General features: G+C 63.3%; 11 protein-coding genes. 6 read left to right on the top strand and 5 right to left on the bottom strand.

What is annotated here, in order from left to right; translation table 11 throughout:
* Nucleotides 1-50: 50 nt before the first annotated feature.
* Complete coding sequence (locus ACRQDJ_RS00395; protein ID WP_284889568.1) at nucleotides 51-1,388, top strand: glutamine synthetase family protein; 1,338 nt, start codon at nucleotides 51-53, stop codon at nucleotides 1,386-1,388.
* Nucleotides 1,389-1,405: 17 nt separating this feature from the next.
* Entirely contained in the window at nucleotides 1,406-4,432 is a 3,027-nt protein-coding gene (locus ACRQDJ_RS00390; protein ID WP_284889567.1) for a bifunctional [glutamine synthetase] adenylyltransferase/[glutamine synthetase]-adenylyl-L-tyrosine phosphorylase, read from the top strand.
* A gap of 18 nt (nucleotides 4,433-4,450) precedes the next feature.
* Here the strand turns inward: ACRQDJ_RS00390 and glnA are convergent, their stop codons facing one another.
* Nucleotides 4,451-5,875, bottom strand: coding sequence for a type I glutamate--ammonia ligase (glnA, locus tag ACRQDJ_RS00385; protein ID WP_284889566.1), 1,425 nt, complete (start codon nucleotides 5,873-5,875; stop codon nucleotides 4,451-4,453).
* Between the two features lie 158 nt (nucleotides 5,876-6,033).
* A complete protein-coding gene (locus ACRQDJ_RS00380) occupies nucleotides 6,034-6,735 on the bottom strand; it encodes a DUF4191 domain-containing protein (protein ID WP_435710340.1) in 702 nt (233 codons plus the stop codon).
* Between the two features lie 315 nt (nucleotides 6,736-7,050).
* Here ACRQDJ_RS00380 and ACRQDJ_RS00375 point away from each other — a divergent pair, with 315 nt between their 5' ends.
* Nucleotides 7,051-7,722, top strand: a complete 672-nt coding sequence (locus ACRQDJ_RS00375) for a hypothetical protein (protein WP_284889565.1) — start codon at nucleotides 7,051-7,053, stop codon at nucleotides 7,720-7,722.
* Nucleotides 7,723-8,724: 1,002 nt separating this feature from the next.
* On the opposite strand, the gene sucB is transcribed toward ACRQDJ_RS00375, so the two are convergent.
* A complete protein-coding gene (sucB, locus tag ACRQDJ_RS00370; protein ID WP_284889564.1) occupies nucleotides 8,725-10,476 on the bottom strand; it encodes a 2-oxoglutarate dehydrogenase, E2 component, dihydrolipoamide succinyltransferase in 1,752 nt (583 codons plus the stop codon).
* A gap of 18 nt (nucleotides 10,477-10,494) precedes the next feature.
* Nucleotides 10,495-11,868, bottom strand: coding sequence for a dihydrolipoyl dehydrogenase (gene lpdA / locus ACRQDJ_RS00365; protein WP_087070670.1), 1,374 nt, complete (start codon nucleotides 11,866-11,868; stop codon nucleotides 10,495-10,497).
* Between the two features lie 125 nt (nucleotides 11,869-11,993).
* Here lpdA and ACRQDJ_RS00360 point away from each other — a divergent pair, with 125 nt between their 5' ends.
* Nucleotides 11,994-12,308 (top strand): P-loop NTPase family protein, encoded by a 315-nt coding sequence (locus ACRQDJ_RS00360; protein WP_284889563.1) that lies wholly within the window; start codon nucleotides 11,994-11,996, stop codon nucleotides 12,306-12,308.
* Between the two features lie 93 nt (nucleotides 12,309-12,401).
* Nucleotides 12,402-12,815: a hypothetical protein gene (locus ACRQDJ_RS00355; protein ID WP_234984493.1), complete on the top strand. Its 414-nt coding sequence runs from the start codon at nucleotides 12,402-12,404 to the stop codon at nucleotides 12,813-12,815.
* 18 nt (nucleotides 12,816-12,833) lie between these two features.
* Here the strand turns inward: ACRQDJ_RS00355 and ACRQDJ_RS00350 are convergent, their stop codons facing one another.
* Nucleotides 12,834-13,529: a DUF3043 domain-containing protein gene (locus tag ACRQDJ_RS00350; protein ID WP_284889562.1), complete on the bottom strand. Its 696-nt coding sequence runs from the start codon at nucleotides 13,527-13,529 to the stop codon at nucleotides 12,834-12,836.
* Nucleotides 13,530-13,715: 186 nt separating this feature from the next.
* On the opposite strand from ACRQDJ_RS00350, the gene ACRQDJ_RS00345 reads away from it, so the two are divergent.
* Entirely contained in the window at nucleotides 13,716-15,071 is a 1,356-nt protein-coding gene (locus ACRQDJ_RS00345; protein ID WP_026428814.1) for a dipeptidase, read from the top strand.
* The last annotated feature ends 55 nt before the right edge of the window (nucleotides 15,072-15,126 follow it).

Genomic DNA, 15,126 nt, shown 5'->3' with positions numbered 1-15,126 from the left:
CGCCGGAACTAACGGACCCTCCCCGAAAAAACACGGAAAGATGAAGCGCCATGGATGACCAGCAAGAACACGTCCTTCGCACCATAAGCGACCGCGGTATCCGCTACGTGCGGCTGTGGTTCACCGATATCGTCGGCACCCTCAAATCCGTGGCGGTGGCTCCCGTGGAGCTCGATAATGCTTTTGCGGAGGGCGTCGGCTTCGACGGCTCGGCTATCCAAGGCCTCACGCGCGTGTATGAATCCGATATGATTGCGCGCCCGGATGCCTCGACCTTTGCGGTCTTGCGTGGCGTGGATGGGAACGACGACGCCGCCTTCATGTTCTGCGACATCCTCACCCGCGAAGGTGAACCGGCCCGCTCCGACCCGCGGGCTATCCTCCAGCGCACCCTACGCCGCTGCGAGGACCTGGGCTTCACCGCCTACGCCCACCCGGAAGTGGAGTTCTACCTCTTCCAGCCGGGAGCCAGCGACGATGAAGAACCCACCCCGATTGATTCGGCCTCTTATTTCGATTACGTGACCCGCTCGGTGGCTCATAATTTCCGGCGGGATGTGATCCTTTCCCTGGAAGACGTGGGCATCAGCGTGGAATTTTCCCACCACGAAATCGGCCCGGGCCAGCAGGAAGTGGATCTGCGCTACGCCGACTGCCTCACGATGGCCGATAGCATTATGGCCGCCCGCGTCATTATTAAAGAAGTGGCGCTGCGCCACGGGGTGGAAGCATCCTTCATGCCCAAGCCCCTGGCGCACTGGCCCGGTTCTGCCATGCACACCCACTTCTCACTTTTCGAAGGCGAAACGAATGCTTTCCACGACCCGCGCGGGCAATTCGGGATGTCGGTAACAGCGCGGCGCTTCCTGGCCGGGCTCATGCGTCACGCCCGCGAAATCACCGCGGTGACCAACCAGCATGTTAATTCCTATAAGCGGCTGTGGGGCGGCGGGGAAGCCCCGCCCTACGTGTGCTGGGGGCCGCGCAACCAATCGGCCCTCGTGCGGGTACCCGAATATAAACCCACCAAACCGCAATCCGCGCGCCTGGAATACCGCGCCCTGGATACCGCCGCCAATCCCTACCTGGCTTTCGCGGCCGTGCTGGGCGCGGGCCTGGCCGGAATCGAAGGAAAATACGATCTTTCCGACCCGGCCGATACGGATGTCCTCCTCCTCACCGATATGGAACGCTCCGTGCTCGGTATCGAATCCCTGCCCGGGAGCCTGGATAGCGCGCTCAAACTCATGGAAAGCTCCGACCTGGTTGCCGAGATCCTGGGCGAGGATGCCTTCGATTACTTCCTGCGTGATAAACGCGCCGAATGGGCCGAATACCGCGCCCAGGTCACCCCGCTGGAACGCGCGCGTTTCCGGGCTGACCGCTAGGGCCGCGGGGAGCGGGTATGCGACGTCTCACCCTCGCCCAGCGGGCCCGGCGCTGCGGATTCACGGCCCCCGAACGCGCCGCCGCGGAGCTGGAGGCCGGCGCCTGGCAGCCGGAGGATTTCGCGCACGTCGCGGATCCGGACCGGGCGCTTGCGGCCTGCGCGCGGCTCGGCTTAAACCGGCGGGAGGGTGTAGGGAACGACGACGCAGCCCGGCCACGCCTGCTCGCCGTGCTCGGGCTCTCCACCGCGCTGGCCGATCACCTGGCGCGCCACCCCCAAGCCGCCCGGGAACTATGCGGGACCGCCGAAGAAGCCGAAGCACGCGCCCTGCTGAGCGAGGCGGATGAACGGGCGGCCATGTGCGCCGCCCTGGCCCCTTGGCTCGCGGGTGCCGTGGAAGGTACCGGGACGAGTCCTGTGACCGGTGCCGGGCCGGAGGCTGGAATGGCGGCTGGAAGCGACTCGCGGGAGAACCGCAGTGACCTCCAGGATGCTATTGCCGCGCTGCGCGCCCACTACTACACCCGCATCCTCACCCTGGCCGGCTGGGACCTCACCCTGCCTGATCCCGCTGCTCGCCTGCCCGAAGTGGCCGCCACTCTCTCCAACCTGGCCTGCGCCACCCTGGAAGGTGCCCTCCAGCTCGCCCGCACCCGGGTACCCGATGCTCACGATGTTGATTTCACGATTATCGCGCTCGGGAAAACCGGGGGAGGGGAACTCAATTACGCCTCCGATGTGGACGTCGTTTATATCACCGAACCACGCCCGGGAGTCAGCGAAGCACGAGCCCTGGAGATCGGCACCGCGCTGGCGACTACACTCGCCGGATATATCAGCGCACCCGGCCCCGAAAGCGCCCTGTGGACCATCGACACCGCGCTGCGCCCCGAAGGCGGAACCGGCCCCCTGGTGCGTACCCTCGCCTCCCACCTGGACTACTACGCCACCTGGGCACAAAGCTGGGAATTCCAAGCCCTCCTCAAAGCCCGCGTGGCCGCCGGCAACCGCGAACTCGGCGATAACTACCTGCGCGCCACCGCCCCGCTCGTCTGGAATGCCGCCTCCCGGGACAACTTCGTGACCGACGCCCGGGCCATGCGCGCCCGCGTGGAAGCCCATATCCCCACCGCCCAACGCGAACGCCATATCAAATTAGGGGCAGGCGGCCTGCGTGACGTGGAATTCACCGTCCAGCTCCTCCAGCTCGTGCATGGGCGCGTAGACACCACCATCCGCTCGGCCACCACCACCACGGCGCTCGCGAGCCTCTCGGAAGGCGGATATATCTCCCGCCCCGATGCCGCTCGCCTCGACCACCACTACCGCTGGTTGCGCTGCCTGGAACACCGCGCCCAACTGGTGCGGCTGCGCCGGGCCGCCGTGCTTCCCACCCGCGAAGACGACCTGCGCCGCCTATCCCGCTCCCTCGGCCTGCCCGACGCCGCGGCCCTCACCGACACCTTCGCGCAGGTACGCCGGGAGGTGCGCGAACTCCACCAAGATATTTTCTACCGGCCCCTCCTTCCCGCCGCCGCGCAGCTAGCCGCCGACGATATTTCCCTGGCCCCCGAAGCCGCCCGCATCCGCCTGGCCAGTATCGGCTACCGCGACCCGGCCGGCGCACTACGCCATATCAGCGCCCTCACGGAAGGCACCAGCCGGCGCGCGGCCATCGCCCGCCAGCTCCTGCCCGTCATGCTCGGGTGGTTCGCCGAAGGCCCCGAACCGGATGCCGGGCTGCTCGCTTTCCGGGTGCTCTCCGAAAAAATGGGGACCACCTCCTGGTATATGCGCACCCTGCGCGACGGCGGGCCCGTCGCCCACCGCCTCGCCCTCATTCTGTCCCGTTCGCGTTTCCTGGCCCGCGATATCCCCGAACTACCCGAATCCATTGCGTGGTTGGGCGACGACGCCGAGCTGGCCCCGCGCAGCGCCGGGGCGCTGCGCGGGGAGCTGGACGCGCTCCTCGAGCGACGCAGCCGGCCGGAGGAGATCGCCGGGGCGGGCCGGTGGTTGCGCTGGCGGGAAGTGCTGCGCACCGCCATGGCCCAGGCTCTCGGACTGCTCGGGCCCGAAGATGTGGCGGGCGCGGTGAGTAACGCCGTGGAATGCGCGGTGGAAGCGGGGGTACGCGCCGCCAGGTGCGCCGTCGTCGCCGAAAAAAACGAGGTGGATAGCCCGCATCCCGATTTTTCTTTTGCGGTGATCGGGCTGGGAAGCTTGGGCGGGCGCGAATGCGGCTATACCTCCGATGCGGATGTGATGTTCGTGTGGGACGGGCCGGAGGAAGCTGCCGGGGATGCCGATGCACTGGCGCGTGCTTTTATGCGCCTGGAGCAGGAGGTGGGCGGGGCGCCGCCGCTGGCCGTGGATGCTGATATGCGCCCCGAGGGCCGCAGCGGGGTGCTCGCGCGCAGCCTGGATTCCTACGGGGAGTATTACCGCAACTGGGCCGAGCCCTGGGAATTCCAGGCGCTGCTGCGGGCCCGCGCGGTGGGCGGGGACCGCGAACTCGGGGAGCGTTTCCTTGAGCTCATCGCCCCGCTGCGCTACCCGGCGCACTGGGATGAGGCGCGGTGCACCGCCATCCGGCTCATGAAAATCCGGGTGGAAAAAGAGCGGATTCCCGGGGGAGTGGCCCCGGCCTCCCACCTCAAGCTCGGGCCGGGCGGAAGCGCGGATGTGGAGTGGACCGCGCAGCTCCTCCAGCTCGAGCACGCCGCGGCCTACCCGCAACTCCGGGTCACCGGAACGGGGGAGGCACTGCGGGCGGCCGGCGCTGCCGGGCTGATCACCGCGGATGAGGAACACGCCCTCGTGGAGGGCTGGCAGGCTGCCAGCGCGCTGCGCCAGGCCGCTTTTGTGGCGACGGGCCGCACCGGGAGCGCCGCCCAGGTCATTCCGCGTGATCCACGCGAGCGCGAACGCATGGCCGCGATCCTGGGCGCCGAGCACGCCAGCGATATCCTCGACCGGCGCGCCCGGGCCGCGCGGCATGCCCGCGCCGCCGTGGAGCATGTTTTTTACGGGCGCGACTAGCCCGCGCCTCGCGCCTGGTTAGAGCGTGTAGTACAGCTCGAATTCGTACGGGTGGGGGCGGGCCCGCAGCGGGGTCACTTCCGCATCCATCTTGTATTTAATCCAGGTGGCGATGAAGTCCTCGGTGAACACATCCCCCTCGAGGAGGAAATCGTGATCGGCTTCCAGCTCGGCCAAAGCCGCATCGAGGGAGGCCGGAATCGTCTCGATATCCGCGTATTCTTCCGGCGGCAGCTCGTAAATATCCTTATCGATGGGGGCCGGCGGCTCAATCCGGTTGCGGATGCCGTCCAGGCCCGCCATGAGCTCCGCGGAGAAAGCCAGGTAGGGATTGGCGGTCGGGTCGGGAACCCGGAATTCAATACGTTTGGCCGCCGGGGAATTCCCGCTCAGCGGAATCCGGATCGCGGCCGAACGGTTACGCGCCGAATACACTAAATTGATCGGCGCCTCAAAACCGGGAACCAGGCGGCGGTAGGAATTCACGGACGGATTAGTGAAGGCCGCGAGCGCCTTCCCGTGGGCCAGCAAACCGCCCACGTACCAGCGCGCCAGGTCCGATAGCTGCCCGTAGCCGCGCGGATCGTGGAAAAGCGGCTGGCCATCCTTCCACAGCGACATATGGCAGTGCATCCCCGAGCCGGCCGAATTGAAAAGCGGCTTGGGCATAAAAGTGGCAGTTTTCCCGCACACATCGGCAGCTCGGCGAATGACGTACTTGAATTTCATGAGGTCGTCCGCCGCGGCGCGCAAAGAATTGAAGCGATAATTGATTTCTTGCTGGCCGCCCGAGCCCACTTCGTGGTGGGCACGTTCTACATCCAGACCCACCTGCGCCAAATACTGGCACATGAGGTCACGCACATCCTCGTTCGCGTCCACCGGCGCCACCGGGAAATAGCCCTGCTGGTGGGGAATCTTGTAGCCGGTATTCCCGCCCGGCTCCAAGCGGCTCGAATTCCACGAGCCCTCATTGGAATCAATCACGTACATGGAATGATTGACCGTGGTGTCATAGCGCACGTCGTCGAATAAATAAAACTCGGCTTCCGCACCCACCGAAATCGTGTCCGCAATACCCGTGGAACGCAAGTACGCCTCGGCGCGTTCGGCAACGTTGCGCGGATCGCGCGCGAAAGGCTCATCGGTATACGGATCCACCACATTGAAATTCATGACGAGGGTGGGTTCGGAACGGAACGGATCCACAAAAGCGGTGGAAACATCCGGAAGCAGTTTCATATCCGATTCATGAATCGAGGTAAAACCGCGGATCGAGGAGCCATCAAACATATAGCCCTCGTTCATTTTTTCGGCGGTTGCCTGGGTGGCGGGTACCGTGAAATGCTGCATCACGCCAGGCAGGTCACAGAAGCGAATATCAAGAAATTCGATCTCGTTTTCCGCGATAAACTCGGCAGCTTCGGCGACACTTGTGAACATGCGGACTCCTCCCGGCGCGCGGCGCGGCTAGCGGTGCGGTTACCCCATGTAGTTTAGCGTGCTGCCCCGGCTCCAAAAACCTCCGGGCGTGCCTCCGCCCGGAGAACTCACGTGGAATTCCCCGGGCGGATACGAAATATATACGACGACGGCGCGGCCTACTGGCCGCCCAGGGCCCGCCGATTAGCGCGAATATTAGTGGGATCAATTCCCTTGGGGATATTGAGTGCCTTATTCCCCAAAGCTTCGAGGCGCTGGGCCAGGGCAGAAACTTCCTGGGCGGAAATTTCCTTCTTCAGCTTCTTAATAGCCTTTTCAATCTTGGCCAGCGGAACCTGGCCTTCGCCATTGCCCATGAAAATGGCGTGCACCGGGGCATTCGGGGCTACCCGGCGGATAGCCCGGCGCTCATCATCAACGAGCTTGCGGGTACGTGAGATGGGGCCTTCGGCAACCAGAACCACGCCGGGGCGCCCGATGAGGCGGAAAACGAAATCCTGGTGGCGGGCGTTGAAACGCACCGGTTCAGTTTGCTTGACCCACGAGCCGCGCAGCGAATCGAGAATCGCGGAGGTGGCTCCCGGCATGCCATCCAGCTGCGCGTAGCTAGCCGAGCGCACCGCCCGGGTGAGAAGCAGCATGGGAAGCAGGAGCATGAGGAGGATCCCGAAAACGGTCCACGCGATCCAGCTCTTGGTGAGGAAACCGAGGAGAATGCCAATTCCCAGGCCCGCGAGCCCGGCCAGGGCAAGCCACCAGCCCAGATGCTTGTAGGTGCGCTTCGCGATGGTGAATGCGTCACGTAGAGTCTTGAAAAAGCCCGGCTTCTTCTTCGCGCCCTTGTTCTTATCCTGTGCCATCTGATTCCTTTTAGATCCTTCTCGATAGTCCCCGTCGATTCTAGACGATAGCGCCGGTTTTGTTGAGCGCCTGGCCCAATCTCACGCTGGCGGACCGTTCGGGGTGGAGGTATGGATCCTGCGGTGACCTCGGCATCAAGGGCAAGCGTGGTGATGTGCTCGAGAACTCTGCGGGAGGCGGGAGGTGGGAGGCGTGCGGCTGCGGCGTGCGGCGTCAGGTGTGCGGCGCGAGCGGCTTGTGGATAACGACGCAGTGGCGGGCCTTCCTGTGGATGGCTTCTGGACGAGATGGGCCGGCGGTGGTGAAGTACGCCTATGGCAGGCACAGTGATGAATCGGCGCGGGGCACGCGGGGCATGTGGCGTAGGCGGGGTAAGCGGAGCTAGCGACGGGCGGGTGGCTATGTTGGTGCGCCTGTGCGTCCTCGGGATGGTGGCAGGTGTACTGGTAGGAATGGCGCTGGGCGCGCTGGTACCCACGGTGAACAAGGCCCCCGCGGATCCGGTGCGGGGAGAAGACTCGGGGTATGGCGATGGCGCGGTGCCTGGCGAGGGCCCGGGGTACGGTGACAGCCCGGGGCCTGGCGACCGTTCGGTACCCGGCCAGAGCCCGGTGTCAGGCGCTGGTGCAGATCTCGCGTCGGAGCCGGATGCTGTGGCGGTGGCTCGCCAGCTGGTGGCGGCGCGCGATGCCGCTATTAGCGCGGGTGATATAGCAGCGCTGAGCGCCTTGAGCGTGCCGGAAGGTGAAGCAGCGGCAGCCGATGCGAAGTTGCGTAGCGTGCTGGAGAACACTCCGGTAGCGCATGTGGAAACCGAGGTGCGGGAAGCTTTCTGGGTGGGGGAGAACCTTCTTGAAGTTGTCACGGTGCAGCGCAGTCTCGTTCTCGCCAGCGGGGAAACTATCGGGCCGCAACCGGAGCGGTGTGCGCGCTGGCAGCTGAGCCCGCAGCCGTGGAGGATCGTGGCGGTTCATCCGTGCCCGTAACGGCGGCCGCCGGCGAGGGCCCATCAACCGAGGTTCCATCAACCGAACCTCAGGAGTCACACCAGCACCTGGGGAGGGGCTATATGTTTTCCGGGATGTACTTCGCATGTACGACATCGGCAGTACATCCCGGAAAAACACCCTGCCCCGCCGGCCACGGGGCAGCGATGCTCCAGCGAGGCAACAAAACGGGCATTCTGGACACTGCGTCCCACAGAATGGGCATAAGGAACATAAAACCGGCTGAAAACGGTGCTCTCACACCCACTTTGTTTTCCGGGCCAAGCGGGCGGCCTAAGCAGGGCGCAAACCGTAACCATTATATCTCTACATGTTATAGTAGCTATATTTTTCACAACTACTTGACACCGACCGCCTGACAATAAAGCAGGGAAAAACTGTCACCCACGTACACTCTGTTGGCCCACGCAATTCCTACTTGCCCCCAGGGGTATACAAGCATAGACCGGTCCGCGAAGGTGCTCGCAAAATGCAACCTCCCGGTGTTGGCACCGGCAAATAGCAACACCACAACGCCAGGGTTCACAGAATGTAACCTCTCGGCGCGGAAGCTCTCAAAAAGCAACGCCTCGACACGGAGGAGCGACAGGATGCAACGCCCAGAGCCAGGAGCGCACAAAAAGCAACACCAGTGCACGATTCGGAAAAGTTAATGTAGCTGTGGTTGCTTTTTGTGGACAGTACGCGCCGAAGCCCACCGCGCCGGTCGCCCGTACACTCTGTTTTCGGGTCCGGTTCGTTGCGGTACCGGGTCGGACCCGCGCCACCGGCACGCCGTCATTAGCAACTATTTTTGGCTATTACCCCGGCTATTAACCCGAAAACTCCCCGGTATCCGGAATGCCAGATAGCACTACCGGAACCGGGGAGCTTCCCGTTCGCGCGATCACGCGCGCGACTGAGGTTGTGTCACCGAGTTACGTAGCATCCTAGGTGTACTGCGTAACCCAGAGGAACCAAGGTTCTTAGTTCTTTAGTTCCTTAGAACGCACCCTCGAAATCGGCTTCTTCCAGGCGGGCCTTGAATTCCTTGAGGAACCGGCCAGCATCTGCGCCGTCGACCAAACGGTGATCGTAGGTGATCGCCGGGTAGAGATAGGAACGAATACCGATGGATTCATTGCCGTCCGCGTCCTTGACGATGCCGGGTTCGCGCATAATCGCGCCGATACCCAGGATGGCTACCTCGGGCTGGTTGATGACCGGGGTGTCAAACATGACGCCGTTCGAGCCGGTATTTGTAATGGTGAAGGTACCGCCGGTGAGGTCATCGACAGCTGCTTCGCCATTGCGTACCTTGGCCGCGCCGGTGTTGATCGCCCGGGCCAGGCCGGCGATATTGAGATCGCCCGCGTTCTTGATAACCGGAACGAACAGGCCCTTCGGGGTATCCACCGCGATGCCGATATTCTCGTAATCGAAGTACTTCACCTCATTGTCCTTGATGGTGGCATTGAGCTTCGGGTGGTTCTTCAGGGTATCGATGGCGGCCTTGACGAAGAAGGGCAGGTAGGTCAGCTTGGTGCCTTCACGTTCGGCGAAAGCAGCCTTATTGGCTTCCCGGAGCTTGACGATCTTCGTGACATCCACCTTGATCACGGTGGTCAGCTGCGCCGAAATCTGGAGGGATTCCACCATGCGCTTGGCGATCGTCTGGCGCAGGCGCGTCATCTTCGCGGTGGTACCGCGCAGCTGAGCTGCCTCAGCGGACGGTGCGCTCGGCACGGACTTCTTCGCCGCGGCGGGCGCGGGTGCAGCTGCCGGGGCCGGCTGGGAAGCAGCGGCCTGGGCACGCGCGGCTTCTTCCGCAGCCTTCTTCGCGGCCGCGGCTGCCGCTTCCACATCCTGGCGGCGAATACGCCCGCCCACGCCGGAGCCCTTGACTCCGGACAGGTCCACATCCAAGTCCTTGGCGAGCTTGCGCACAATCGGAGTGATATAAGCATCCGGTTCGGAGAACCCGGTACCGGCATCAGCCGTATCCAGATTCGGCGTGTTCGCCTGGTTTTCCTGCTGGGCCGGGGTGCCGTGCTGCGGGGTCCCGGAAGCCGGTTCCTGGACCGCTGCCACACTGGCCGGTGCTTCAGCCGAGGCCGCACCGGCGGCGGGAGCCGCGGGGGCGGGCGCGGCTGCGCCGTCGCCGATATAAGCGATGACGGTGCCCACCGCAACCGTTTCATCTTCCTGGACCACAATCTTCTGGATGATGCCGGCGGCCGGGGCTGGGACTTCCGAATCGACCTTGTCCGTGGAGACCTCCACGATGGGCTGGTCGGCTTCGACTTCGTCGCCTTCGGCTATCAGCCAGGAGGTAACAGTTCCCTCATTGACCGATTCGCCCAGAGCGGGCATCTTCACTTCCACACCGGTGGCAGCCGAGCCACCCTGCTGCGGAGCCGGCGCGGCGGGTGCGGCAGGTGCGGCAGCTGCAGCCGGAGCCGCTTCTTCGGCGTGCGCCGCATTGCTGGCGGGAGCTGCCGGAGCAGCCACGCCGGAGCCATCACCGATATAGGCGAGGATGGCACCCACCTCAACTTCTTCATCTTCCTGGACGAGGATCTGTTCGATCACGCCTTCCGCGGGGGAGGGGACTTCCGAATCGACCTTGTCTGTGGAGACTTCCACAATCGGCTCGTCGAGCGAAACAGTATCGCCCACCTGCTTGAGCCAGGCGGTCACGGTACCGGTGGTGACGGATTCGCCCAGGGCGGGCATCTTCAACGGTTCAGACATAGAGTTATCTCCCTCGATTTAGTGGTTGTGGAGCGGCTTGCCCGCGAGGACCAGTGCCGCTTCGCCGATTGCTTCGTTCTGGGTGGGGTGGGCGTGGATAAGACCATCGAAGTCCTGCGCGTAGGCTTCCCAGGCCACCATGAGTTCACCTTCGCCAATCTGTTCGGACATGCGCGCCCCGATGGCGTGGAAGCCCACAATGGGGCCATCCTTGACCGCAACCAGCTTGACGAAACCGGCCGCGCCCAGCATCTGGGACTTGCCGTTCCCGGTGAGGTTGAAGGTGGCAGTGGTGATATTTTCCTTGCCGTATTCTTCCTCAGCCTTATCCTGATTGAGGCCCACGGAGGCGATTTCCGGGGTGCAGAACGTGACGCGCGGGATCTTCGTTTCGTCAATCACCTTGGGGTTGAGGCCCGCAATATCTTCAGCAACGAAAATACCCTGGAGGAAACCACGGTGTGCCAGCTGGAGGCCGGGCACAATATCGCCCACCGCGTAGATTCCATCAACGTTCGTGCGCAGGCGCTCATCGGTGAGCACGAAACCGCGATCCATCTTCACCCCGACTTCTTCGTAGCCGAGGTTCGCGGTCGCCGGACCGCGCCCGATAGCGATGAGCAGGTAATCCGCCTCGAATTCCTTGCCGTCCTGGGTGAAAACCTTGACGGAATGATCAGTTTGTTCGAGGTGATCAAACATGGTTCCGGTGGCGAATTTAATACCGCGCTTGCGGAACTGGCGTTCCAGATTCTTGGACACTTCCGCATCCTCATTGGGGACCAGGCGCGGCAGGCCCTCAATAATCTGGACTTCCGCACCGTAGGAGCGCCACGCGGAGGCGAATTCCACCCCGATGACCCCGCCGCCCAGCACGATCACGGATCCGGGGGCCTCACCCAGCTCCAGCGCTTCGGTGGAGGTGAGGACGCGGCCGGTGATCTCCTGGCCGATGGTCTTCGAGTAGGAACCGGAGGCCAGCACAACGTGCTTGCCGCGGTAGTGCACGCCATTAGCTTCGATGGTGTCCTTCGCGACGAGCTTGCCCCAGCCCTGCACAATTTCTACTCCACGCGAGGAGACCAGGCCGGTCAGGCCCTTGAACATCTTCTCGATCACGCCGTTTTTGTAGGCCTGCAAGGTGGGCATATCAATGCCCTCAAAGGAACCCTTCACGCCGATGGACGGGCCTTCGCGCATTTCATCAGCAACATCAGCGGCGTGCAGCAATGCTTTGGTGGGGATGCACCCGCGGTGCAAACAGGTACCGCCGAGCTTGTCAGCCTCAATAAGAGCAACGGTCAGGCCGAGCTGACCGGCACGAAGCGCGGCCGCGTAGCCGCCGCTGCCGCCACCGAGGATGACGACGTCGTACTCTTTCGTTTCTGCCACAGGATTTCCCTTCGCAATACAACATTTTGGAATGCGGTACAAGAGCCGCTATACCTATATTCTGCCATGCCGAGGTGTTATCTGGGACGCATCACGCTCCCAGCGAGGGTCGCTAAAATCACCGTATGGGTCTTTTTTCGCGTCGCTCCCGTTCCCGTGCTGCTCACGGCGGTGCTCGCCGTTCGGCGACGGCGAAACACTTCGCCGATTTCATCGAGACTCGCGCGGGGGTGGAAGCTTATTTTGAGGTGGAAACTCCGCGTGAGTCGGCGGCTCTTCTTCTCGTTGCTCGCAGCGGGGAGTGGACCCGCCGGCGGGTGCCCGATCTGGCAGCCGGAGCACAACTTGCCCGTGAACTGGGCATACCTTTCTACGAAATTAATCGCACCGGCTATCCCGAGTCGGTGCGCCGTTGGAACGCGGAGCACCGGCGCGCTTAAAGGTTTATGATGGTACGTCGTCTCCGCGGTCAGCTCCGCGAGGGGGGCGCGCAGCCAGTGCAGGATTCTGGGAGGAGCCAGGTGAATAGTGAAATGATCCGAGACGAGAGGCGCACCGCCGTGGGCTGGCCTCTCTTCCTCCTCATTGCGCTGAGCCTGGGGGCCGCCATTTTTGTGTGGCGGGCCATTGTTGCGGGCACCGAAGATTTTCAGCTGGGCTATCCCGGGCGCATGACCACCACCCTGGTGGCGGCGCTTGTGTGGGTGCTGGCCTGCGCCGGTTCGCTCCATAATGGGCGGCGGATGCGCTGGGTGGCCACCACCTGCTGGAGCGCCAATATTGTGATGGCCGTGGTGGGCGTGGTCATCCCTGATCTTTTCCACCAGGTGAGTCCCTGGTATCAGGCCGGAGCCACCTATTATTACCTTCCCACCCTCGGGGCCATTGCCGGGCTGGCCTGGATTATGTGGTCCCGGCCAGCTAGCATCGCCCAGCGCAATCTGTAATCTCGCTAGCCCTTCGCTTTAGCCCTTTGCGGCCCGCTTCATTTCTTTCTTCGCTTCCCGCGCCTTCTTGAGATCCGCGGGAGTGCCGCCCTCGGGGTACTCACCGAATTTCACCATGGGGCGGGGCATGCGCCAGCGCCGCGGGGTGAAACCGCGCGACATCATCTGCCCGACCAGGCGATCCGGAGTCTTATCCTCCCCGTATTTGTATTCGACCAGGGTGCGCACCTGGCGGGCCCGCCACCACGATTCCAGGGCCATGAGCACCAGGATCGCGTAGCAGGTAATAACAAACACATTGAAGACCAACGGGAAGCGGGTGAGAGTGAAAACACCCGCGATCATAATGACGGCCAGGAAAAGCATGAGCGAGGAGAACTGGAAGCGCGAATCAAGAGCATCGCGCGCGAAAGCCCGCTGCACACCCGCGTGAGCGAGGGGCATATTCCGAATATCCCCCGTTTTCATCGCGGTTTGTTCGCGTTCCCAACGCTCGGAAGAACGGGCGCGTTCCTCGGCCTTGCGGGCCTTCTTTTCCTCGCGGGTCATCGAGGATTTATCAGAAATAATCGGCCGGCGGTGGCGCGCTTCCACGTCCTTACGCTTCGGGGTAGGGGCTCCCTTGCCCGGGGTATATCCCTTGGGATGAGTGGGGGCGGGGGCTGCCTGTTCTTGCGCCTTTTCTAATGCCTCTTTCTTGCGGCCGAATGCCATCTCAACTCCTGCGTCGTCGCCAACTATGCCTTGAACGAGAATAGTCTAACCGTTCGCGCGCGGCCGCCCTGTCCATTACCCGCGCACACTACCGCAGCTCTTCACGTAAAGCCGGCCACCCGCGGCCTGTGCCGTCGTTGTTCAGCACCCGCCGCGCCCGCGGGCGAACCCGGTACCCTAGGACGTATGAGTAGTGATCTTGTTGCGCGCGTGGATGAGGCCCTGCCCGTCCATCGTGCTTTGCTTGAGGACCTTGTCCGTATTCCTTCCGTTTCCGCCGATGCATTTGACCAGGCGAAAGTGCGTGAATCCGCAGAATTCGTGGCGCGCATGGCCCGCGAACGCGGTTTCGACGTCGATATTATTGAATTGGAAACGCCCCAGGGGAAGGGCCGCCCGGCGATTCTCGCCCATAAGCACGTCGGCGATGATAAGCCCACCATTCTTCTTTACGCGCATCACGATGTGCAGCCGCAGGGCACCCTGGACGGCTGGGAATCCGATCCTTTCGAGCCGGTGGAAAAGAACGGGCGCCTGTACGGGCGCGGCACCGCCGATGATAAGGCGGGCGTGCTCGTCCATATGGCCGCGATCTCGGCCCTCGGCGATGACCTGGCCGTGAACGTCACCCTCTTCATCGAAGGCGAAGAAGAAATCGGTTCGCCTACCTTCCACGCTTTCCTGGAAACCTACCGGGATCGCCTCGAGGCTGATGCCATCGTGGTGGCTGATTCGGGTAACTGGAAGGTGGGGGTGCCCTCCTTGACCACGTCGCTGCGCGGCGTTGTGCGCCTGGGGGTGGAAGTGTCCACTCTCACCCACGGCGTGCATTCGGGCCAGTACGGTGGGCCCACTCTCGATGCGGTGACCGCCCTAGCGCGGATTATCGCCACCTTGCACGACGAGAACGGTGACGTTGCGGTTCCCGGCCTGGATGCGTGGGATGATGCCGACGTCGATTACGAAGAAGAGCACCTGCGCCGCGATGCCGCGATTTTGCCCGGCATGCAGCTCCTGGGCACCGGCTCCTTCAATTCGCGCATGTGGACGAAACCCTCCATCGCCGTGATCGGCATGGACGTGACCTCCACCGCGGAAGCTTCCAATACCGTGATTCCCTCCGCGCGGGCTTTCCTCTCCATGCGGGTGGCTCCCGGTCAGGATCCCCAGCGCGCCGGCGAACTGCTGGCCGAATACATTGAGGCGCAGGCGCCGTTCGGGGCCACCGTGGTTACCGAAGTTGCGGAAGCGGGTTCCGGTTTCAAGGCCGGGGAGGATACCCCCATCATGCATCTGGCTCGCGAGGCCCTCAGCGAAGCCTTCGGTCACGAATCGGTAGACATCGGCACCGGCGGGTCCATTCCCTTCATTTCCGACCTCGCGGAAGTCTTCCCGGAGGCGGAGATTCTGGTGACCGGCGTGGAAGATCCGGACGCCCGCGCTCACGCTCATAACGAATCCCTGCACCTGGGCGATTGGCGTAACGCTATTCTGGCGGAGGCGCTGCTCCTGGAGAAACTGGGCGCGGGCGAAAGCCGCTAAAGCGCGGATACGCGAAGGCCGCGGCGCACTCGCGCGGCGTGAACGGGATGAAGAA

The sequence above is a fragment of the Actinotignum urematis genome (assembly GCF_051264595.1).
In the GTDB taxonomy this organism is placed as follows: Bacteria; Actinomycetota; Actinomycetes; order Actinomycetales; family Actinomycetaceae; genus Actinotignum; species Actinotignum timonense_A.
Note: the sequence above shows the minus strand (reverse complement) of the source record. Positions and strands in the feature narration are given on the sequence as shown.

Coding starts and splice junctions, on each gene's coding strand:
- ACRQDJ_RS00360 (WP_284889563.1), top strand. CDS start 11,994: ATGGGTCTTTTTTCGCGTCGCTCCCGTTCCCGTGCTGCTCACGGCGGT.
- ACRQDJ_RS00390 (WP_284889567.1), top strand. CDS start 1,406: ATGCGACGTCTCACCCTCGCCCAGCGGGCCCGGCGCTGCGGATTCACG.
- glnA (WP_284889566.1), bottom strand. CDS start 5,875: ATGTTCACAAGTGTCGCCGAAGCTGCCGAGTTTATCGCGGAAAACGAG.
- ACRQDJ_RS00355 (WP_234984493.1), top strand. CDS start 12,402: ATGATCCGAGACGAGAGGCGCACCGCCGTGGGCTGGCCTCTCTTCCTC.
- ACRQDJ_RS00375 (WP_284889565.1), top strand. CDS start 7,051: ATGGCAGGCACAGTGATGAATCGGCGCGGGGCACGCGGGGCATGTGGC.
- ACRQDJ_RS00395 (WP_284889568.1), top strand. CDS start 51: ATGGATGACCAGCAAGAACACGTCCTTCGCACCATAAGCGACCGCGGT.
- ACRQDJ_RS00380 (WP_435710340.1), bottom strand. CDS start 6,735: ATGGCACAGGATAAGAACAAGGGCGCGAAGAAGAAGCCGGGCTTTTTC.
- ACRQDJ_RS00345 (WP_026428814.1), top strand. CDS start 13,716: ATGAGTAGTGATCTTGTTGCGCGCGTGGATGAGGCCCTGCCCGTCCAT.
- ACRQDJ_RS00350 (WP_284889562.1), bottom strand. CDS start 13,529: ATGGCATTCGGCCGCAAGAAAGAGGCATTAGAAAAGGCGCAAGAACAG.
- sucB (WP_284889564.1), bottom strand. CDS start 10,476: ATGTCTGAACCGTTGAAGATGCCCGCCCTGGGCGAATCCGTCACCACC.